The 17645-nt window shown below is 63.4% G+C and carries 20 protein-coding genes, 1 tRNA gene and 2 pseudogenes; 16 read left to right on the top strand and 7 right to left on the bottom strand.

Annotation, left to right across the window (positions count from 1 at the left end):
- Nucleotides 1-126: 126 nt before the first annotated feature.
- The gene (gene mgtE / locus FJ867_RS23245) at nt 127-1491 is read left to right on the top strand and encodes a magnesium transporter (protein ID WP_140648958.1); all 1365 of its coding nucleotides are present in this window, start codon (nt 127-129) and stop codon (nt 1489-1491) included.
- Between the two features lie 52 nt (nt 1492-1543).
- On the opposite strand, the gene gor is transcribed toward mgtE, so the two are convergent.
- The 3 genes from gor to rpiA all read right to left on the bottom strand — a co-directional run bounded on the left by gor (nt 1544) and on the right by rpiA (nt 4367).
- Nucleotides 1544-2935 (bottom strand): glutathione-disulfide reductase, encoded by a 1392-nt coding sequence (gene gor / locus FJ867_RS23240; RefSeq protein WP_140818716.1) that lies wholly within the window; start codon nt 2933-2935, stop codon nt 1544-1546.
- A 118-nt stretch (nt 2936-3053) separates the two neighbouring features.
- Entirely contained in the window at nt 3054-3650 is a 597-nt protein-coding gene (locus FJ867_RS23235; protein WP_140525199.1) for a DUF2059 domain-containing protein, read from the bottom strand.
- A 21-nt stretch (nt 3651-3671) separates the two neighbouring features.
- Nucleotides 3672-4367 carry a ribose-5-phosphate isomerase RpiA gene (gene rpiA / locus FJ867_RS23230; protein WP_140498616.1) on the bottom strand — a complete coding sequence of 232 codons (696 nt, stop codon included), beginning with the start codon at nt 4365-4367 and terminating at the stop codon, nt 3672-3674.
- Nucleotides 4368-4754: 387 nt separating this feature from the next.
- Here rpiA and FJ867_RS23225 point away from each other — a divergent pair, with 387 nt between their 5' ends.
- The 5 genes from FJ867_RS23225 to FJ867_RS23205 all read left to right on the top strand — a co-directional run bounded on the left by FJ867_RS23225 (nt 4755) and on the right by FJ867_RS23205 (nt 7463).
- The gene (locus tag FJ867_RS23225) at nt 4755-5438 is read left to right on the top strand and encodes a phosphoglycolate phosphatase (protein WP_140498617.1); all 684 of its coding nucleotides are present in this window, start codon (nt 4755-4757) and stop codon (nt 5436-5438) included.
- A gap of 375 nt (nt 5439-5813) precedes the next feature.
- Nucleotides 5814-5888: transfer RNA gene (locus FJ867_RS23220), tRNA-Val, on the top strand.
- A gap of 196 nt (nt 5889-6084) precedes the next feature.
- Nucleotides 6085-6258 (top strand): hypothetical protein, encoded by a 174-nt coding sequence (locus FJ867_RS28830; RefSeq protein ID WP_181165341.1) that lies wholly within the window; start codon nt 6085-6087, stop codon nt 6256-6258.
- Between the two features lie 304 nt (nt 6259-6562).
- Nucleotides 6563-6820: a PepSY domain-containing protein gene (locus FJ867_RS23210; protein WP_140818714.1), complete on the top strand. Its 258-nt coding sequence runs from the start codon at nt 6563-6565 to the stop codon at nt 6818-6820.
- 166 nt (nt 6821-6986) lie between these two features.
- Nucleotides 6987-7463, top strand: coding sequence for a hypothetical protein (locus FJ867_RS23205; RefSeq protein WP_140674673.1), 477 nt, complete (start codon nt 6987-6989; stop codon nt 7461-7463).
- A gap of 4 nt (nt 7464-7467) precedes the next feature.
- Here the strand turns inward: FJ867_RS23205 and FJ867_RS23200 are convergent, their stop codons facing one another.
- Nucleotides 7468-9363, bottom strand: coding sequence for a murein L,D-transpeptidase (locus FJ867_RS23200; RefSeq protein ID WP_140818712.1), 1896 nt, complete (start codon nt 9361-9363; stop codon nt 7468-7470).
- Nucleotides 9364-9587: 224 nt separating this feature from the next.
- Between FJ867_RS23200 and FJ867_RS29145 the strand changes: the two are divergent.
- Nucleotides 9588-9767: pseudogene (locus FJ867_RS29145) on the top strand (TetR/AcrR family transcriptional regulator); the annotation flags it as partial.
- Nucleotides 9768-9839: 72 nt separating this feature from the next.
- Nucleotides 9840-10241, top strand: coding sequence for a rhodanese-like domain-containing protein (locus FJ867_RS23190; RefSeq protein WP_140498621.1), 402 nt, complete (start codon nt 9840-9842; stop codon nt 10239-10241).
- Between the two features lie 7 nt (nt 10242-10248).
- On the opposite strand, the gene FJ867_RS23185 is transcribed toward FJ867_RS23190, so the two are convergent.
- The gene (locus tag FJ867_RS23185; RefSeq protein WP_140498622.1) at nt 10249-11160 is read right to left on the bottom strand and encodes an alpha/beta fold hydrolase; all 912 of its coding nucleotides are present in this window, start codon (nt 11158-11160) and stop codon (nt 10249-10251) included.
- 47 nt (nt 11161-11207) lie between these two features.
- On the opposite strand from FJ867_RS23185, the gene FJ867_RS23180 reads away from it, so the two are divergent.
- Nucleotides 11208-11660 carry a MarR family transcriptional regulator gene (locus FJ867_RS23180; RefSeq protein ID WP_140632782.1) on the top strand — a complete coding sequence of 151 codons (453 nt, stop codon included), beginning with the start codon at nt 11208-11210 and terminating at the stop codon, nt 11658-11660.
- A gap of 21 nt (nt 11661-11681) precedes the next feature.
- On the opposite strand, the gene FJ867_RS23175 is transcribed toward FJ867_RS23180, so the two are convergent.
- Together FJ867_RS23175 and FJ867_RS23170 are read right to left on the bottom strand one after the other, a co-directional pair.
- Nucleotides 11682-12293 carry a pyridoxamine 5'-phosphate oxidase family protein gene (locus FJ867_RS23175; protein WP_140498624.1) on the bottom strand — a complete coding sequence of 204 codons (612 nt, stop codon included), beginning with the start codon at nt 12291-12293 and terminating at the stop codon, nt 11682-11684.
- Between the two features lie 63 nt (nt 12294-12356).
- Nucleotides 12357-12710, bottom strand: coding sequence for a DUF971 domain-containing protein (locus FJ867_RS23170; RefSeq protein WP_140818710.1), 354 nt, complete (start codon nt 12708-12710; stop codon nt 12357-12359).
- A 197-nt stretch (nt 12711-12907) separates the two neighbouring features.
- Here FJ867_RS23170 and moaA point away from each other — a divergent pair, with 197 nt between their 5' ends.
- From moaA to FJ867_RS23135, 7 genes and pseudogenes are all read left to right on the top strand, one after another.
- Nucleotides 12908-13903 (top strand): GTP 3',8-cyclase MoaA, encoded by a 996-nt coding sequence (moaA, locus tag FJ867_RS23165; RefSeq protein ID WP_140515385.1) that lies wholly within the window; start codon nt 12908-12910, stop codon nt 13901-13903.
- A 54-nt stretch (nt 13904-13957) separates the two neighbouring features.
- Nucleotides 13958-14431, top strand: a complete 474-nt coding sequence (locus tag FJ867_RS23160) for a hypothetical protein (RefSeq protein WP_140818708.1) — start codon at nt 13958-13960, stop codon at nt 14429-14431.
- 119 nt (nt 14432-14550) lie between these two features.
- The gene (locus FJ867_RS23155) at nt 14551-14910 is read left to right on the top strand and encodes a hypothetical protein (protein ID WP_140498628.1); all 360 of its coding nucleotides are present in this window, start codon (nt 14551-14553) and stop codon (nt 14908-14910) included.
- Between the two features lie 119 nt (nt 14911-15029).
- On the top strand, nt 15030-15950 hold the full coding sequence (locus FJ867_RS23150) for a DMT family transporter (RefSeq protein ID WP_140498629.1): 921 nt from the start codon (nt 15030-15032) through the stop codon (nt 15948-15950).
- Nucleotides 15951-15992: 42 nt separating this feature from the next.
- Nucleotides 15993-16085 (top strand): annotated as a pseudogene (locus FJ867_RS29390) (molybdenum cofactor guanylyltransferase MobA); the annotation flags it as partial.
- 76 nt (nt 16086-16161) lie between these two features.
- On the top strand, nt 16162-16671 hold the full coding sequence (gene mobB / locus FJ867_RS23140; protein ID WP_140525211.1) for a molybdopterin-guanine dinucleotide biosynthesis protein B: 510 nt from the start codon (nt 16162-16164) through the stop codon (nt 16669-16671).
- A gap of 159 nt (nt 16672-16830) precedes the next feature.
- On the top strand, nt 16831-17616 hold the full coding sequence (locus FJ867_RS23135; RefSeq protein ID WP_140498631.1) for an ABC transporter substrate-binding protein: 786 nt from the start codon (nt 16831-16833) through the stop codon (nt 17614-17616).
- Nucleotides 17617-17645: the final 29 nt, after the last annotated feature.

The following is a 17645-nucleotide window of genomic DNA, read 5'->3' as shown; positions in this document are numbered from 1 at the left end:
AACTCGAACCCGCGAGCGGAAAGGTCACCGCGCCATGCCTGGCGACAGTCACAGTCGAACGCAACCGCCGTCCGCCCTGACGTGACCTCGACGGTTCACGTCTTGCCGGACGGCAAGGAGTGAACCATGAACGATTTTTCCCCCGTAGCGGACGACGAGGCCGTCGCCATCGCCCGCATCCTTGCAAACGACCATGTCGCAGACGTGGTCGAAGCGCTCAACCGCGAGTCGCGCGAAACGGCGACCGAGCTGCTTTGCGAAGTGCCGTTCGAACGGCTGGTCGAGATCTTCGACCAGCCGGAGCTCGAGGGCGCGCCCGAGCTGGCGGAGGCCTTGCCTCGCGCCAAGGCGGGCAAGCTGCTTACCGCCATGTCGGTCGATCGCGCTGCCGACATCCTGCGCGATCTTGACGAACCCGCCCGTTCCGAGCTGCTCGGCGTGCTGGCGCCCCCGCTGCGCGCAACCCTGCTCTCGATTCTCGGTTACCCCGAAGGCAGTGCCGCTTCGATCATGACGACGGAGTTCGTCAGCGTGCCCTCGGACTGGACCGTCGGCCGCACGCTCGACTACATCCGAAAGGTCGAGCGGACGCGCGAAACCGTCTACGCCATCTACATCGTCGATCCCGAGACGCATCTGCTCATGCGCTCGACCGGTCTGCGCCGGCTCATCACCGGCGAGCCTGACGATTCGATCCTGTCGGTGGCGCCGGACCGCGTGCCGGTGACCGTCACGCCTTTGACCGATCGCGAAACCCTGGCGCAGACGATCTCCAAATACGATTTGCTCGCCGTTCCCGTCGTCGATCACGGCAAGATCCTCGGCATCGTCACCATCGACGACATCATCGACACGATGATCGAGGAGACGACGGAGGACGTGCATCGCTTCGGCGGCATGGAGGCTCTGGACGAGCCCTACATGAAGATGAGCTTCCTCGCCATGATCCAGAAGCGTGCCGGCTGGCTGTGCGCGCTGTTCATCAGCGAGATGCTGACGGCCAACGCGATGCAAAGCTACGAGAGCGAGCTGGAAAAAGCGATCGTGCTGACGCTCTTCATTCCGCTGATCATGAGCTCCGGCGGCAATTCCGGCTCGCAGGCGACCTCGCTGGTCATACGCGCGCTGGCGTTGCGCGAGATCGGCCTGCGCGACTGGTGGCGGGTGGCGTTGCGCGAATTGCCCACCGGCCTCCTGCTCGGGGCGATACTCGGCGTCGTCGGCATCTGCCGCATCGCGCTCTGGCAGTATTTCGACTTCTACAACTACGGCCCGCACTGGCCGTTGATCGCCGCGACGGTCGGAGCGGCATTGGTCGGCATCGTCACCTTCGGCTCGCTGTCGGGTTCGATGTTGCCGTTCGCCTTGAAACGCGTCGGCTTCGACCCGGCCAGCGCGTCGGCGCCATTTGTCGCCACGCTGGTCGATGTCACCGGGCTTGTCATCTATTTCTCGGTGGCGCAGGTGATCCTGCGCGGCACGTTGCTGTAGCAGCTCTCCTAGCTGCGTCGCGGCAAGCACCTTGCCGCGGCGCGTTTGTCCGTCAGTCTACGCGCTCGCCATCCTTCACTCGGTAAGTCGGCTTGTACATGGTCACAAGCTCTTCCGCGGCCGTCGGATGCACGGCCATGGTGCGGTCGAAATCATCCTTGACCAGCCCGGCCTTCAGCGGAATGGCGAGAAGCTGCGCCATCTCGCCGGCATCCGGCCCCAATATGTGCGCGCCGAGTACCTTCTTAGACGCGCCATCGACCACCAGCTTCATCAGCATCTTTTCGTCGCGGCCGGACAAGGTGTGCCGCATCGGACGGAATGCCGCGCGATAGATCTCGATGTCGGGGAAGCGCTTGACCGCCTCGTCTTCCGACAGGCCGACCGTGCCGATCTCCGGCTGCGAGAACACGGCGGTGGCGATCGTGTCGTGGTCGGGCGCGGTCGGGTTGCCCTTGAAGGCGGTCTCGACGAAGCACATCGCCTCGTGGATCGCCACCGGCGTCAGTTGCACGCGATTGGTGACGTCGCCGATCGCCCAGATGTTTTCGACGTTGGTGCGGGAGTACGCGTCGACCTGGACCGCGCCGGTCGCGGTCATCTCGATGCCGATGCCTTCCAGTCCCATATTCTCGGTGTTGGGGATGCGGCCGATGGCGAGCATCACCTGGTCGACCGTCAGCGTCTGGCCGCCGGTGAGCAACGCGTCGAGCCGGCCGTCCGGCCGTTTGCGGATCCATTCCGAGACGGCATGGCAAAGGATCTTGATCCCCTTCTTCTCCATCGTTTCGTGCAGCATGCGCCGCAGGTCCATGTCGAAGCGGCTGAGGATCTCCTTGCCGCGATAGACCAGCGTGGTGTCGACGCCCAGGCCATGGAAGATGTTGGCGAATTCGACCGCGATATAGCCGCCGCCTTCGATCATGATCGACTTGGGCAACTGCTTGAGGTCGAAGGCCTCGTTGGAGAAGATGCAGTGTTCGTGGCCGGGCAATGCCGGGTGCGGCGCCGGACGGCCGCCGGTGGCGATCAGGATCTGGTCGGCGGTGACGGTACGGTCCTCGTCCAGAAGACGTACCACATGCGGGTCGACGATCATGGCGCGCGTGTGAAAGGCCTCGCCGCCGGCGCCCTCGACGTTCCTCTTGTAGATCGCCTCCAGACGGCTGATCTCGCGGTCCTTGTTGGCGACCAGCGTGGGCCAGTCGAAACTGGCTTCCGGCACCGTCCAGCCATAGCCGGCGGCGTCGGCGAAATGCTCGGGAAATTGCGAAGCATAGACATAGAGCTTCTTCGGAACGCAGCCTCTGATGACGCAGGTGCCGCCGAAGCGATATTCCTCGGCGATGCCGACGCGCTTGCCGAGCGCTGCGGCGACGCGCGCCGCCCTCACCCCGCCCGAACCGCCGCCGATAACGAAAAGATCGTAGTCGTAACCGGCCATTGCGCGGCTCCTTGAGCTTCGGAAAATGTGAGTGACAGGTAGGCCGCAAACCATCAAAAGAAAAGCCCGGACGAGCCGGGCTTCACAGATGGCCGCAGGGCCGTTTGGAATGGCAGGATCAGTTCTGCGTGTCGTCGGCAGGGGCCGACCCGTCGGCGGGGGCGGCGCCATTCGCAGGCGCAGCCGCATCGGCAGGCGCTGCCGGCGCTTTCGCCTTGGCCGCCGCGGCCAACGTTTCGCCGACCTGCTGGGCGAGGTCACGAGCAAGCCCGTTCTGCCAGATATCGGCCGCTTTCACCAGGTCGCGCGTCACGGCCGGGCCGCTCTCGAGGAGCTTCTTGCCGGAGTCCGAATTGTAGAAGGTCGCGATGTCGTTGAGTTCCTGTTCGGAAAACACCTTCGCATAGGCAAGGGCTGCTTCCTTCTCCAGGTCGGCCCGGCGCGAGGCCAGCGCCAGGGCCTTCTCGCTGATCGTCTTGGCGATCAGCTCCTGCATGTCGGGGTTCTTCTGGATGAGCTGCGATTCGAGGGCGGCGGCGGCTTGCGGCAGGATGTTGTCGAACGGGTCGGTCGCATGGATTGCGGTGACCGCGGCACGCGCCGCCTTCAGGTGCGCTTCCGTGACGTCCTGCGAGAACGCCGGCGAAGAGAAGGCCAAAACGGCCGATGCCGCCAGAAGGACGGAAAAGCGGCGAACCCGGTTATGCAACATCATGGTCGATAGAACTCCCTGTTTTCAGGCGGCATGGACGGTTTGGATGCCATCGCCCCCGGCGATGATGGCCGCTGACGCCAGCCCGATGAAAAGACCGTGCTCGACCACGCCGGGAATGGCGTGGAGAGCATTCGATAGCGCTCTTGTATCCGGAATGCGGCCAAAAGATGCATCGAGGATAAAGTGGCCGCCGTCTGTAACAAAAGCCTGGCCGCCCGTCATCCTCAATGTAACCGGACCGGAAAGGCCGAGCCTTGCAGCCGCCTTGCCGATCGCGATTTCGGTTGCGCGCAGACCGAATGGGTTGACCTCGATGGGCAATGGGAAACGGCCGAGCGTCTCGACCATCTTGGACCGGTCGGCGATGACGATCATGCGAGCGGAAGCCGCCGCGACGATCTTCTCGCGCAGCAATGCGCCGCCGCCGCCCTTGATCAGCGTCAGCGCGGGGTCGACTTCGTCGGCGCCGTCCACGGTGAGATCGAGTTCCGGCGTCTCTTCCAGCGTCGACAGCGGCACGCCAAGTTCGCGGCACAGCGAGGCGGTGCGCTCGGACGTTGGCACGCCGATGATGGTCAGGCCCGTGGCCACCTTGTCGGCAAGCAGCCGCACGAACTCGTCGGCGGTGGTGCCGGTGCCGATGCCGAGCCGCATGCCGTCGGTGACATGGGCAAGGGCCGCCCGCGCGGCTTCGACCTTCAACTGTCTTGCATCCATGCCGCTTTTACCGCCCCGGAACCTGGTGTTTGCGGCTCCTACCATTTTTGCCGGTCCGGTCAAAGCCCTTGCAGCGGCGTAGGTTGATGACGTTCGGCCTCCCGTCAATGGTGTGCCCGCGCGGCCAGCGAGCGATGCGCGAGTAACGTTCATAGGAATTTTTTCTTATATGCCATTGACTGGGTGAAGGCAGTTATGCTACATATTTGCCTATGGTGCAGATTTGCGCCGGGACCCGCCGCACTGGCGGGTTTTTTCATGGCTGGCGGTTCGTCGCGAATGCCCGGTCCGGGGAGCTTGCTTGCCTGAACGAGCCTGCCCGGCGCTTGCCTTGACGCGCCGCAGCCTTTATCGCCTGCCCATTGCATAAACTGCCCAGGATGGATCATGACCCGCCCGATCATCGTGTTTGACCTCGACGGTACGCTGATCGACACAGCACCGGATTTGCTCGACAGCCTGAACCACAGCCTTGCCGCCAGCGCGCTCGCGGCCGTCGACGAAGCCGGCTTCAGGCGCTTCGTCGGCCATGGCGGCCGCGTGATGATCGAACGGGCGCACGCCGCGCAGCAACGGTCGCTCGATGTCGCCGAACACGACCGGCTGCTGAAACTGTTCCTCGACCACTACACCCTCAACATTCCCGGCAAGTCCCGCCCCTACCCCGGCGTCCTCGAGGCGATCGCCCGCTTCGAGAAGGCCGGCTACCTCCTGGCCGTCTGCACCAACAAATACGAGGCCAACTCGCTGGCGCTGATCGAGGCGCTCGGCCTGACCAAACACTTCGCGGCGATTGCCGGACAGGATACCTTCGCCTTCCGCAAACCCGATCCGCGCCACCTCACCGAAACCATCAAGCGCGCCGGCGGCGACCCGCACCGCGCTTTGATGGTCGGCGATTCGCAGACCGACATCGACACCGCGAAAGCCGCCGGCATCCCAGTGGTGGCCGTCGACTTCGGCTACACCGACCGCCACGTGCGCGAGTTCGAGCCCTCGGCGGTAATCTCGCATTTCGACGCGCTGACGCTGGACCTAGCTGAGCGGCTGATCGCCGCGGCGCAACATTGAACGGATAGCGGGCGGCCGGGACAGGTTCAATGACAGTTTCCTGTTTGCGGCGGATGCCTCTAATGATCGAAGTCGGCGCCGCCCCTCATCGCCCTGCCGGGCATTTCTCCCCGCACAGAGACGAGGAGAAGGGTCTGGCCGGAACGCTGGCGCCTCCATTGCAACGTTAAAAATTGGCGAAAACGGCGACACAGCCCCCTCTCCCCGTCTATACGGGGAGAGGATGCCGGCAGGCAGGTGAGGGGCGGCGCCGGCGCTTGAAAGAGTATGACGAAACCTGAAGCGATTGCCCCTTGTGAGAACGCCGGACACCGCCTTGACTTCCCGCACCGCCCTCCCTTATATCGCGGCTCGCTTGGCCTTCGGGCAACGAGCGGGCGATTAGCTCAGCGGGAGAGCACACCCTTCACACGGGTGGGGTCGCAGGTTCAATCCCTGCATCGCCCACCATCCAACTAAACTGATTTGTTGGATGACTAGGCCCCTCCACTTTGTCCAAAAAAGCTACTGGCGCGTAGGCCAAACAGCTTGGCGCCTCGCCCTTATTGATTTTGGGTTTCCGTCACCATCTGTCGGTTTGTTTGTATGCAAATCAGTTGGGCGACGCTATGGTCGCTTCCTCAACGTCAGATTCTCGGGGGAGAACATGGCAGAACACGCCGTTGAAATCGTCAGGGAAAAGTCGTGGTCGGTTCGCGTGACCGTCAATGGCGTCACCACCACCGTCCCATTCTCAGCCGAAAGCTATGCGCGCTCATACGCCGACGGTCAGGCGTTCCGGCTGGGTGTGCAGGTGGCAGAGCTTAAGCGGTCAGCCTGACGCGTGGGGGTTGAGAAGCCCTCCGAAAAATTGCAGGTAGGCGACGAAAGCCGGATCATGTGGGGCGACGGCGAGCGGGCTCGGCCCGTGCGGGCGAGCAGGTATTCGAGAATCGCGATCGATTCGACCATGATCATTCGCCGTCTTGTAGCGCCGGGACAAAGCCGGCGGGGTTGATTGCAAGAAAATCGGGAATTGCTCGAGGGCAGTCACAAAGCCGATGCATAGCCTGGCCATCCATCCCGCCTGGGGAACAAACCTCCCCATCACTGAGTTTCCCCCTGTCGAAACTTGAGGGAAAACCATGACCAGATTTCTCGTGGCGACAAGCGTCGCCGTTCTTCTCGGCTCCGGCCCGGTTCTGGCGGCCGACGAAAAACCGCTGCCGCCGCCCAATGCCAAGAAATTGTCGGACATCATCGACAAGGTCGAGCAGCGCGATGGCTTCCGCTATGTCAAGGAGGTCGACTGGGATGATGGCGCCTATACCGTCACCTACTACACCGCCGACAAGGCGAAGGTCGAAATCACCTATGATCCGGTGACAGCCGAACCCAGATAGCTTCGTCAGGGGAAACCTGCGGGATGGGCAACCCGTTCTACGATCCCTCCCGGCAATGATCACCGGTTCCATCTGAAAATGCCGAGCCTGCGGCGTGAGATGTGCCCGCCCTTGCGCCAATGCACCTTTGATGGCTGATTACAGCGGAGCTTCACGGGGGGTATGCATGGCGACGGCCAGGCATGTGTTGAAACGTATCTTGATGGTGCTTGCCGGCTATCTCGTCGCCGTGCTGGTCGGACTGATTGCCATCGTCGCGATTTACGCTGCGCTGAGCTCCCTGCCCAATGCGCCCCGGTATTTCGACCTCATGGGCGTCTCGCCGATCGCGGCGCTGGTGGTGCCGCCGCTCGGCATGTTCATCTATTTCCTGACGATCGTGCTGACCGGGGCGCAGACCCTGATCTTCGCATTGATCGCCGAATTCTTCTCGTTGCGCGGCTTGCGGCTCCACATGCTCTTCGGCGGTGCGGCGGCGGTCGGCGGCTTTGCCCTGATCTGGCCGAGCGCGCTCGAGGACATGGCCTCGGAGCGCTGGGCCGACATCGGCATCATCGCCGCTGCAGGCCTGGTCGCCGGGCTTGTCTACTGGCTGATCGCAGGGCGCGACGCCGGTTTCCGGCGACCGCTCTCGGCCCGCTGAATTCTCAGCTCGACGGGGAGCGTGCCGCTTCGGTGGCGTCCAGGGCCTGCTTCAACCGCGTGTCCCGGTCGTAGACGTCGTTGAAGTATTCGACCTTGCCGGACATGTCTGGCCATGCGGTGAAATAGGCCACATAGACCGGGATTGTGCGCGTCACATTCTCGGTCGCGTGCCCGTGCTTCAGCTTCTCGGCGATGTAGTCGACCGACGTGCCCAGCACCGCAGCCGCCATGCCGCGCGGGTCCTGCAACCGCACGCAGCCGTGGCTGAGCGCACGCATATCGCGCTGGAAGAACGACTTCTGCGGCGTGTCGTGCATGTAGATGGCGTGCTTGTTGGGGAACAGGATCTTCAATTCGCCCAGCGCATTGGCCTCGCTCGGGAGTTGGCGCACGCTGTAGGGGATGTTCGCGCCATAGCCGCCCCAGTTGACCGCCGAGGATGGAATGCGCTTGCCGCGCGAATCGGTCACCTCATAGCCGGCGCGGTCGAGATAACCCGGATCGCCGCGCAATCTCGGCAGCATTTCGTTGACGATGATCGACTGCGGCACCCCCCAATAGGGATGGAAGTCGACCTGCTTGATCTGGTCGTAGAAGAAGGCGGTCTGGTTGGTGGTCCTGCCGATGACCGCACGGGTTTTCAGCTTTTCCTCGCCATTGTCGATGTAGCTCGCCGTGAAGGCTGGCTGGTTGATGAACACACGCGGGCTGCCGAGGTCGGATGGCAGCCAGCGCAGTTCTTCCAGCGCCACCTGTACCTTGAGCAACCGGTCGGCCTTGGACGTTCCGGCCAGCGACGCGACGGTGCGCGGTCCGATGACGCCGTCGCCCTTCATGCCTGCTTTTTGCTGCACCGCCTTGATGACCGGGACCAGCTCAGGGAGGTAGACGTCGCTGGTGGCGAGCCGCGACAGCACTTCGCCGTAGGCGCCGCCCATCTCGTCGTCGAGATCGCGCGCGATCAGGCTCAGCAGCTTGGGAAGCTCGGGACTGGTTTCGCCCGGCTTCAGCAACAGGTTGGGATCGACGACGATCTCGTTTTCGGCGCTCGCTTGCAGCGACTCCAGCTCGACGCGCAGCGCCTGGTACTCCGGGTTCTGCGGATGCCGCGATTCGAGATAGGTGCGCACTTCCTGGGTGTGCGCCAGCGTCTTCAAAACGCCTTCCATGTCGAGCGGCTTGGCGGGGAAATCATAGTAGCCGGTCATGCGGTTGGGTTCGACGCGGCCGCTTTGGGCATCATGGACATAGCGAAGCACGCGGGCCGACAGCGCCATTTCGAAGCGCACGAACTCCTTCAAACGTGCAGCGGCGTCACCAGTCGGCGCAGCGGCGGTCGGCACGTCGACCGTGTAGTCGGACGGTGCCAGGCCGTAGCTCGCCGCCTCGCCAAGCACCCGCACCGCGTCCTGCGCGCGGCTGTTGGCGTTGGCTCCGGTCACCCAGATGAAATCCGGATTGGCCGAATAATAGGCGATCAGCGCCTTGGCGATATCCGGCTCCGCATAGAGCTCGTAGTCGCTCAGTCCGGCGATTGCCTCGCGAAAGGCGTTGCCGGTGGCTGAGGGCACGAAGGCGGCGTCCTGCGGCGTCGCCGGCTGCGGCGCTGCCGTAAGCGCCGAGAAGTCGACGCGCACGAGCTTGTCGGCTTTGTAGGTGTAGTAGGAAGGGCTGCTGATCTTCACGCTGCCGCCGCCACCACCGCCGGCGGATACGTTGGGGTTCGGCTTGCGCCTTGGTGGCGGAGGAGGAAACTCACCTCGCGGCTCGTGCCTTACGCCGCCGCCGAAAAGCATGTCGAAAAGCCCCTGCGCGCCTGCTTGCGGCGTTCCCAGGGCCAGCGTCGCCACGAGCGCTGCAAGCGGCAACGCGGTAGCTTTGTTTCCCGGCAATTTCATGGTCACCCGCTCCAGCCGCAACCGGCTCCGTTCCGCACGCTCGTGCGTCTTGCCCACCGCATGGCGGATGTAAGACGCGACTATACCGATTCATACCGATTTCGTTAAGCTTTCATAAATTTTGGGGCGGCTGTGGCAGAACGGTTTCACAACATCGTGACGGCCGGAGCGGACACAATCCGCTCTGGCCGTCGAAGCCCAGGGGCGTCGTCAGACCTCGGCGCATGGCCGTGGGCGAATTGCCGAGGAGTTTCGACTGCGAAGCCGCTGCGACCTCTTTCGCGACGGCTCAACACGGCATGTCGATCCAGGCGCGCGACGGTGCTTCGCATGCGGCCCTGCTGGCGACCGCGGAGGGGGCATTGGCGGCCTGGAAGACGATAGCCGGTCCCGACGCGGGATGACAAACGCCGGGCGTTGTGCTCGAAATCCGAACGGACGGAGCGCCAGTCTAAACGGGCCGGGAGGATCGAACGGTGAAAAAGGGTTATCGCGAACTGCTGGACGAGGCGAATGCCGAGATCGAAGTGCTTTCGCCCGAGGAAGCGGCAGCCCTGATCGAGGACGAAGGCACCATCTTTGTCGACCTGCGAGATCCTCGCGAGATTGAACGCGACGGCAGGATTCCCGGCGCGAAACATGTCACCCGTGGCATGCTGGAATTCTGGATCGATCCCGAGAGCCCTTATCACAAGCCGTTCTTCGCTTCGGGAAAGAGCTTCGTGTTCTTCTGCGCCGGCGGCTGGCGTTCGGCGCTCGCCACCAAGACCGCGCAGGACATGGGGCTGTCGCGGGTCAAGCATATCCTTGGCGGCTACACCGCCTGGAAGGCGGCCGGACTGCCGGTGGAACCCGGCGAGAAGAAGAAACAGCCCTGATTGCGGTTCAATGGAGCAGCGACGGCTCCCGCTGCGCGGCCACGAAGCTGACGGCGCGTTCCACCACGCCCTTGTCCGCCAGGATGCGGCGATGGCCGAGCCCTTCGGCCCAGTGGAGCAACACATGGTCACCGGCGCCGGCATAACGCCAGGCATGATCGGCCGAGACTTCGCGATCGTCGGGTGCGTGGATGACCAACGTCGGCACCGGCGCCTGGGCAAGCTGCCGATCGCCGGTGAATTCGTGCAGCGGCCGGCCGGAAAGATATTCGACACGGTCCGCCATGGCGGCCTGCGAGCGCGGACCGACATTGAGCATGCGGCTGAAGTCGGCGAAGATGGCCGGCAATGAACTGGGCGCGGCGATCAGCACCAGGCGCCCGGCCGCCAGCGGCGCAATGTTCCTGATCGATCCGGCGATTGCATTGGCGGCGACGGCGCCGCCGAAGGAATGACCGACCACCGCCGCGAACGGGCCGAACCATTCGCCCGCGATTCGCACCGCATCCACGGCATTGACCATGTTCAACCGCCGGCCATGCGATTGGCCGTGGCCGGGAAGGTCGAGCGAGACGACCCTGTAGCCGGCGGCGCGGTAGCCCTCGATCAGCATGCGCATATATTCGGTGCGCGAGCGCCACCCATGAACGACGAGAACCGTTCCGGCGGACGCCCTGCCTGGCTCCGGACGGAATTCATGCACCATGACGCAGCCGGATCCGGCTTTCAGCCGGTGATGCCGCGCTTCATCCATGAAATCTGCCGCGCGGTCGACGGCACGGCGTTCGCCCTCGCTCAGCACCCTGGCGTTCGGCGTACGGCAGAACAGCTCGAATGCGGCGCGCCCGGTGAGGCGGGGGGCGACATGTTCGGCGGCCCCGAATACACCCCGGATGACCTTCAGTCCGAATGATGCCATAGTGGGAATCCATCCATACGTTCAAGCATGAACATAATAGTTCAAAGATGAACAATAAACAAGAGCTGCCCTGGGACAACCTGCGGTTTCGCAACTGGGTCGCGGTTGCGCGCGCCTGCCATGTGCTGGAGCGCACGCTTGCCGTGAAGCTCGCTCCGCTCGATCTGAAACCCGCGCAGCTCGATGTTTTGATGAATCTCTACCGCCATCCCGGCATGTCGCAGCACGATCTCGCCCGCAAGCTGCTCGTCGGCCGCTCCAACGTCACCATGCTGTTGCCGCAGCTCGAGGCTCGCGGCCTGCTGCGCCGCGAAGGCGACGAGAAGGACAAGCGCATCCTGCGGCTGGCCCTCACCGAAGCCGGCGAGGCGCTGCTGATGCAGGCGCTGAAGGTGCACATGGCGCTGATCGAGAAAGCGATGAGCCAGTCGACGCCGGAGCAGTGCGACATGATCGGCGAGCAGATGCGCAAGATCTACGAGGTGTTGAAGGACGCCTGACCGCCATTGCGGTCCAGCGGATCACCACATCGTCTTTTTTGCCCGCTCCGGCCATTCCTTGTCATAGGTTTCGCCGTCGATGTTCCTGCGGCTGGTGATCTCCAGGATCTTTCCTGGCGTCGGCAGGGACTTCGGATCGACATGCCTTTCCGGGTTCCACAGTTCCGACCGCACGATGGCGCGGGCGCATTGGAAATAGACCGTATCGACATCGATGACGCTCACCGAGCGTGCCGGCCTGCTGTCGACCGTGAACGACGCGCAAAGCGCGGCATCCGTGGTGATGCGCGCGCGGCCGTTGATGCGCAGCGTCGTTCCGGAGCCCGGCACCAGGAACAGCAGCCCGACGCGGGGATCGCGAATGATGTTTTTCAGCGAATCGGCGCGGTTGTTGCCGCGCCGGTCCGGCATCATCAGGGTTTTCGGATCGACGATGCGCACGAAGCCGGCGAGATCGCCGCGCGGCGAGCAATCCAGCCCTTCCGGCCCGCTGGTCGCCAGCGCGACGAAGGGCGAGGCCTCGATGAAGGCGGCGTATTCGGGAATGACGTGGTCGAGTTCCTTGACCACCGAGGCTTCGCCGGGCAGGCCATAGAACGCTTCAAGCTGTTCGACGGTGGTTATGATGGACATTGTCTTGTCTCCCGATCCGCCGCCCCTACTCCCGCTCCATGACATCTTGACGACGCCCGCCGGCTAACGGTCGCGGCTGAGACCCTTTTGTGCCAGCTCGGCAAGATAGGCATTCCAGCGCGCATCCTTCTCGTGGCCCAGCGTGTGCAGGTAATTCCAGGTGAAGATACCGGTGTTATGGAAATCATCGAAGGTGATGCGCACCGCGTAGTTGCCGACCGGTTCAATTTTGAGGATGGTGACATCGCGCTTGCCCGGAACGGTCACCCGCTGGTCCGGCGAATGGCCCTGCACCTCGGCCGACGGCGAGGCGACGCGCAGCAGCTCGGCCGGCAGCTCGAATGGCTGGTGGCCGGGAAAGGTCACGGAGAGCAGTTTGCGGTCTTTGGAGACCCGCAGTTCCTTCGGCGCCGTCATGGTGTTTTCCCGTTTCGAACCGCCCTTCCCTACGCCGCTTCGCCGGATTGGAAAAGCCCGTACCAGGCAGCCGACATCCGGTGTCGGTCGGGGAATGTTACCAAAGATCGAGAGCGGCTATCTTGAACGACAAGCCGGATCGTATCACATAGCGATATATAACGCTGTCGTTCACAGCCACGGGAAACGCTTCACGCATGGACATGATCGATCCTTTCGGCCGCACGATCAGCTACCTGCGGGTGTCGGTCACCGACCGCTGCGATTTCCGCTGCACCTATTGCATGGCCGAGGACATGGCTTTCCTGCCCAAGAAGGACCTGCTGTCGCTCGAGGAACTCGACCGGCTGTGCAGCGTCTTCATCGCAAAAGGCGTGCGCAAATTGCGTCTCACCGGCGGCGAGCCGCTGGTGCGCAAGAACATCATGCACCTGGTCCGTCAGCTGTCGCGTCATCTCGAAAGCGGCGCGCTGGAAGAACTGACGCTGACCACCAACGGCTCGCAGCTTTCGCGTTTTGCTGCCGAGCTCGCCGATTGCGGCGTCAAGCGCATCAATGTTTCGCTCGACACGCTTGATGCCGACAAGTTCCACGCAATCACCCGCTGGGGCCATCTCGGCAAGGTCATGGCCGGCATCGATGCGGCGCAGGCGGCGGGGCTGAAGATAAAGCTCAACGCCGTGGCGCTGAAGGATTTCAACGACGCCGAATTGCCTGAGATGATGCGCTGGGCGCATGGCCGCGGCATGGACCTGACCGTCATCGAAACCATGCCGATGGGCGAGATCGACGCCGACCGCACCGACCAGTACCTGCCGCTGTCGCTGCTGCGCGCCTCGCTGGAGCGCCAGTTCACGCTGACAGACGTCCCGTTCAAGACCGGCGGTCCGGCCCGCTATGTCCATGTCGCGGAAACCGGTGGCCGGCTCGGCTTCATCACGCCGATGACCCATAATTTTTGCGAGAGCTGCAACCGCGTCCGGCTGACCTGCACCGGCACGCTCTATATGTGCCTGGGCCAGGAGGATGCCGCCGATCTCAGGGAGCCGTTGCGTGCGTCCGAAGGCAACGATCTGGTCGGCGCGGCGATCGACGAGGCGATCGGGCGCAAGCCGAAAGGGCATGATTTCATCATCGACCGTCGCACCAGCCGCCCCTCCGTGTCGCGGCATATGAGCGTCACCGGCGGCTGATTTTCCCACGGATCTGGTGCAGGATCGCTTCCGGCTGGCTGCTGGAGGAATGGAATGAAGTGCGCGCGCTCGGTATTGGCATTCGTTGCGGCGATCGCGGCAATCCCCTCGGCCGCCGCTCCTTTCACCTACACCAACGAGCGATTCGGCACGGTCTGCACCTTTCCCGATGATGTTTTCACCGACCGCCAGCCCGAACCGGACAACGGTGACGGCCAGCAATGGCTCGCGCCCGACGGCGCCAGCCTGATCTGTTCCGGCATCCTGAATATCGACAACGACACGCCGAGACACTTCGTCGCGACCGAGAAAGCCAGCACGGAGGCGGGTTACAAGGTCACCTACAGCAGGACGGGAAAGGACTGGGCCGTGCTTTCGGGGCTGAAGGCCGGGAACATCTTTTATGAGCGCCGCCTGTTCGGCAAGGACGGCGTCATCCGCACCGTCTGGATCGAATATCCGCCGGCCGTGAAGCCGAAATACGACCCGCTGGTCGGCGCCATCGCCGCCAGCCTCGAGGGACCGTGACTATTGCGGCCATGCCGCAATAAATCTCCGCCGGCGGATGCCCGCCTGATTTACCCCAGCCGTTTTCGCGCCTAGCCTTCCATCCGGTAGCGGCTTTCGCTCCGTTGGGGGAAAACATTATGCGCAAATTCATCTTTTCTGTTGCCTTGCTCGGCCTCGCCGCCATGCCGGCGGCGGCGCAATCCATCGGCGGCACTTACGATGTCGCCGGCACCAATTTCGATGGTTCGGCCTATGGCGGCGAAGCAACCATCACGCTGACAAGCGGCACGACCTGCACGATCCATTGGGAAACCGGCGGCTCGTCCTCGGACGGCATCTGCATGCGCAACGACAACGCCTTCTCGGCCGGCTATGTCCTGGGCAAGGAGATCGGCCTTGTCGTCTACAAGATGGATGACGACGGCTCGCTGCACGGCCTGTGGACGATCGCCGGCAAAGACGGCAGCGGCACCGAGGTGCTAACGCCGAAGAAGTAAGGCCGGTCATCCGCGGTTGAAATTCTGGGCCGCGATCAAGGCCGTGGCCCAGCCCTTTGTCGTTGCTGTTTCGGTCCCGGCTGCTACAGGCTTTTTTCAAAGCAGAACCGGTAGAGATCTTGCCCCTTTCTCCCAATCTTCGCGGTGCGTTGTTCATGGTGGTGGCGATGGCCGGCTTCACCCTCAATGACGCGATCACCAAATATTCGTCGCAGTCGATGAACATGGCGCAGGTCATGCTGATCAGAGGCGCATTTGCCTCGCTCTTCGTCGGCCTGCTTGCCTGGCAGCGCGGCGCGCTGGTCCGTCCGCGCTCGATGCTGCAGCCGCTGGTGGCACTGCGCGTCCTTGCCGAGGCCGGCGCGACGGTGACCTTCCTGGTCGCGCTTGCCCATTTGCCGATCGCCAGCGTCTCGGCCGTCCTGCAGGCACTGCCGCTGGCCGTGACAATGGGCGCGGCCCTTGTCTTGGGCGAGGCGGTCGGCTGGCGCCGCTGGCTGGCGATCGCCGTTGGATTTGCCGGCGTGCTGGTCGTGGTGCGCCCGGGCTTCGAGGGGTTCAGCATGTTTTCGCTCGTGGCGCTGGCCAGCGTCGCCTGCTGCGCAGTGCGCGACCTCGCCACCAAGCGGATTCCGCAGGCTATCCCCACGCTGCTCGTCTCCACCGCAACGGCATTGGCCATGACCATGGTCGGCGCGCTGCTGCTGTCGCCGATGGGCGGCTGGACACCGATGACGGGAAAAGCCACTGCGCTGCTGGCGCTCGCAGCGGTGCTGGTGCTCATCGGCTATCAATTCATCATCATGGCGATGCGCTCGGGCGAGATTTCCTTCATAGCGCCGTTCCGCTATACGGCGCTGCTCTGGTCCATTGTGCTCGGCCTGCTGGTCTTCGGCGATGTCCCCGACATGACGATGATCATCGGCGCCAGCACAATCGTGGGCTCCGGCCTTTACGCGCTTTATCGTGAGCGCGTCGTCGGCCGGCGCAGGATCGTCGCGGAAAGCACTGGTCCTGCCATGGCCCCGGACGGCATATAAGAGGCTCGCGGGGAATTTTCGCGAAGGCGCACGGGCTCGATGATGGTGAGAGATATTGCGGGATTGATGCTGGCCGGCGTTCAATCCAGACGCAGGGGCGGCGGCGACAAGACCTTGCTGCGGCTCGAAAGCGGCTGGCCACGGCGGCCGATCAACATCAACATGCCCGACGATCTTGCCAAGGCGGCGCGGTTGCTGCAGAGCATCTGAGATGAACAAGCGCCTCTTCGGCATCACCGGCTGGAAGAACTCCGGCAAGACGACCCTGACTGAGAAACTGGTCGCGGAACTCGTTGGGCGCGGCTGGACGGTTTCGACCGTAAAGCACGCCCATCATGATTTCGACATCGACAAGCCGGGCGCGGACAGCTTTCGCCACCGGCAGGCAGGAGCCATGGAAGTCGCCATCGTCTCCGCCAATCGCTGGGCGCTGATGCACGAATTGCGCGGCGAGGATGAGCCGGCGCTGGAAGCGATCCTGTCGCGGCTTGCGCCGTCCGACATCGTGCTGGTCGAAGGCTACAAGCGCGAAGCCCACCGCAAGATCGAAACCCGGCGCCTGGAGGCGAAGGACCGGACGCCGCTTTCGGCGGGTGACCCCGGGATCGTTGCCATTGCGGCCGACTTCGCCATCGAGGACAAAAGCCTGCCGGTGTTCGATCTCGACGACGTGAAATCGATAGCCGACTTCGTCGAGCGCGCGACCGGCCTCGTTGCTTGAGAAGTAACGTAACGGCAGAAGGACATTGCCGATTTTCGTGGTTTTGCAGTTGCTTTTTTCTTGGAAAGAGTGGGAGTATCGGGCCAGCGGGCGGTCAAAAGCACCGCCCCCACAGAGCCGTTTCGGAACGACGGCCGGGACCATAAAGAGAGGATCATTATGCGTATTGCACTGCGTATCGCGCTCGCCGCTTCGGCCGCGCTGCTGACGCTCGGCGTAGCCCAGGCCCAGGAAAAGACCCTGAGGATCGGCACCGAGGGCGCTTATCCGCCCTTCAACAACCTGACTTCCGATGGCAAGCTCGTCGGTTTCGACATCGACATCGCCCAGGCGCTCTGCGATGAGATGAAGGTCAAGTGCACCTTCGTTGCCCAGGATTGGGACGGCATCATCCCGGCGCTGCAGGCGGGCAAGTTCGACGCCATCGTGGCATCGATGTCGATCACGCCGGAGCGTGCCGAGAAGGTAGACTTCACTCACAAATACTACAACACGCCCTCGGCGCTGGCCGTCCCGAAGGATTCGACGCTGAAGGGCGTGACCAAGGAGGACCTCGCCGGCAAGAGTATCGGCGTGGCCACCACGACGACCCATTTCAACTATGCCTCGAAGACTTACACCGACAGCACGATCAAGGGTTATCCGAGCAGCCCCGAGGAACAGGCGGATCTGGCCAACGGCCGCCTCGACGCCATCGAGGATGATATCGTGGTGCTGCAGCAGTGGCTGGATTCGCCTGACGGTGCCTGCTGCAAGATCCTCGGCCAGCCCTCGCCGCAGCCGGTCGAGATTTTCGGACCTGGCGCCGGCATTGCCGTGCGCAAGGGCGAGACCGATCTGGTCAACAAGCTGAATTCCGCCATCGACGCCATCAGGGCCAACGGAAAATACAAGGAAATCAACGACAAGTACTTCAAGTTCGACGTCTACGGCGCCGAGTCCTGATAATCACCTCCAAGGGCGGCAGGGTCTCC

The sequence above is a fragment of the Mesorhizobium sp. B2-5-3 genome (assembly GCF_006441005.1).
Classification (GTDB): Bacteria; Pseudomonadota; Alphaproteobacteria; order Rhizobiales; family Rhizobiaceae; genus Mesorhizobium.
Note: the sequence above shows the minus strand (reverse complement) of the source record. Positions and strands in the feature narration are given on the sequence as shown.

Coding starts and splice junctions, on each gene's coding strand:
- rpiA (WP_140498616.1), bottom strand. CDS start 4,367: ATGGATGCAAGACAGTTGAAGGTCGAAGCCGCGCGGGCGGCCCTTGCC.
- FJ867_RS23225 (WP_140498617.1), top strand. CDS start 4,755: ATGACCCGCCCGATCATCGTGTTTGACCTCGACGGTACGCTGATCGAC.
- FJ867_RS23235 (WP_140525199.1), bottom strand. CDS start 3,650: ATGATGTTGCATAACCGGGTTCGCCGCTTTTCCGTCCTTCTGGCGGCA.
- FJ867_RS23155 (WP_140498628.1), top strand. CDS start 14,551: ATGCGCAAATTCATCTTTTCTGTTGCCTTGCTCGGCCTCGCCGCCATG.
- mgtE (WP_140648958.1), top strand. CDS start 127: ATGAACGATTTTTCCCCCGTAGCGGACGACGAGGCCGTCGCCATCGCC.
- FJ867_RS23160 (WP_140818708.1), top strand. CDS start 13,958: ATGAAGTGCGCGCGCTCGGTATTGGCATTCGTTGCGGCGATCGCGGCA.
- FJ867_RS23200 (WP_140818712.1), bottom strand. CDS start 9,363: ATGAAATTGCCGGGAAACAAAGCTACCGCGTTGCCGCTTGCAGCGCTC.
- FJ867_RS28830 (WP_181165341.1), top strand. CDS start 6,085: ATGGCAGAACACGCCGTTGAAATCGTCAGGGAAAAGTCGTGGTCGGTT.
- moaA (WP_140515385.1), top strand. CDS start 12,908: ATGGACATGATCGATCCTTTCGGCCGCACGATCAGCTACCTGCGGGTG.
- gor (WP_140818716.1), bottom strand. CDS start 2,935: ATGGCCGGTTACGACTACGATCTTTTCGTTATCGGCGGCGGTTCGGGC.
- FJ867_RS23135 (WP_140498631.1), top strand. CDS start 16,831: ATGCGTATTGCACTGCGTATCGCGCTCGCCGCTTCGGCCGCGCTGCTG.
- FJ867_RS23210 (WP_140818714.1), top strand. CDS start 6,563: ATGACCAGATTTCTCGTGGCGACAAGCGTCGCCGTTCTTCTCGGCTCC.
- FJ867_RS23205 (WP_140674673.1), top strand. CDS start 6,987: ATGGCGACGGCCAGGCATGTGTTGAAACGTATCTTGATGGTGCTTGCC.
- FJ867_RS23175 (WP_140498624.1), bottom strand. CDS start 12,293: ATGTCCATCATAACCACCGTCGAACAGCTTGAAGCGTTCTATGGCCTG.
- FJ867_RS23170 (WP_140818710.1), bottom strand. CDS start 12,710: ATGACGGCGCCGAAGGAACTGCGGGTCTCCAAAGACCGCAAACTGCTC.
- mobB (WP_140525211.1), top strand. CDS start 16,162: ATGAACAAGCGCCTCTTCGGCATCACCGGCTGGAAGAACTCCGGCAAG.
- FJ867_RS23180 (WP_140632782.1), top strand. CDS start 11,208: ATGAACAATAAACAAGAGCTGCCCTGGGACAACCTGCGGTTTCGCAAC.
- FJ867_RS23185 (WP_140498622.1), bottom strand. CDS start 11,160: ATGGCATCATTCGGACTGAAGGTCATCCGGGGTGTATTCGGGGCCGCC.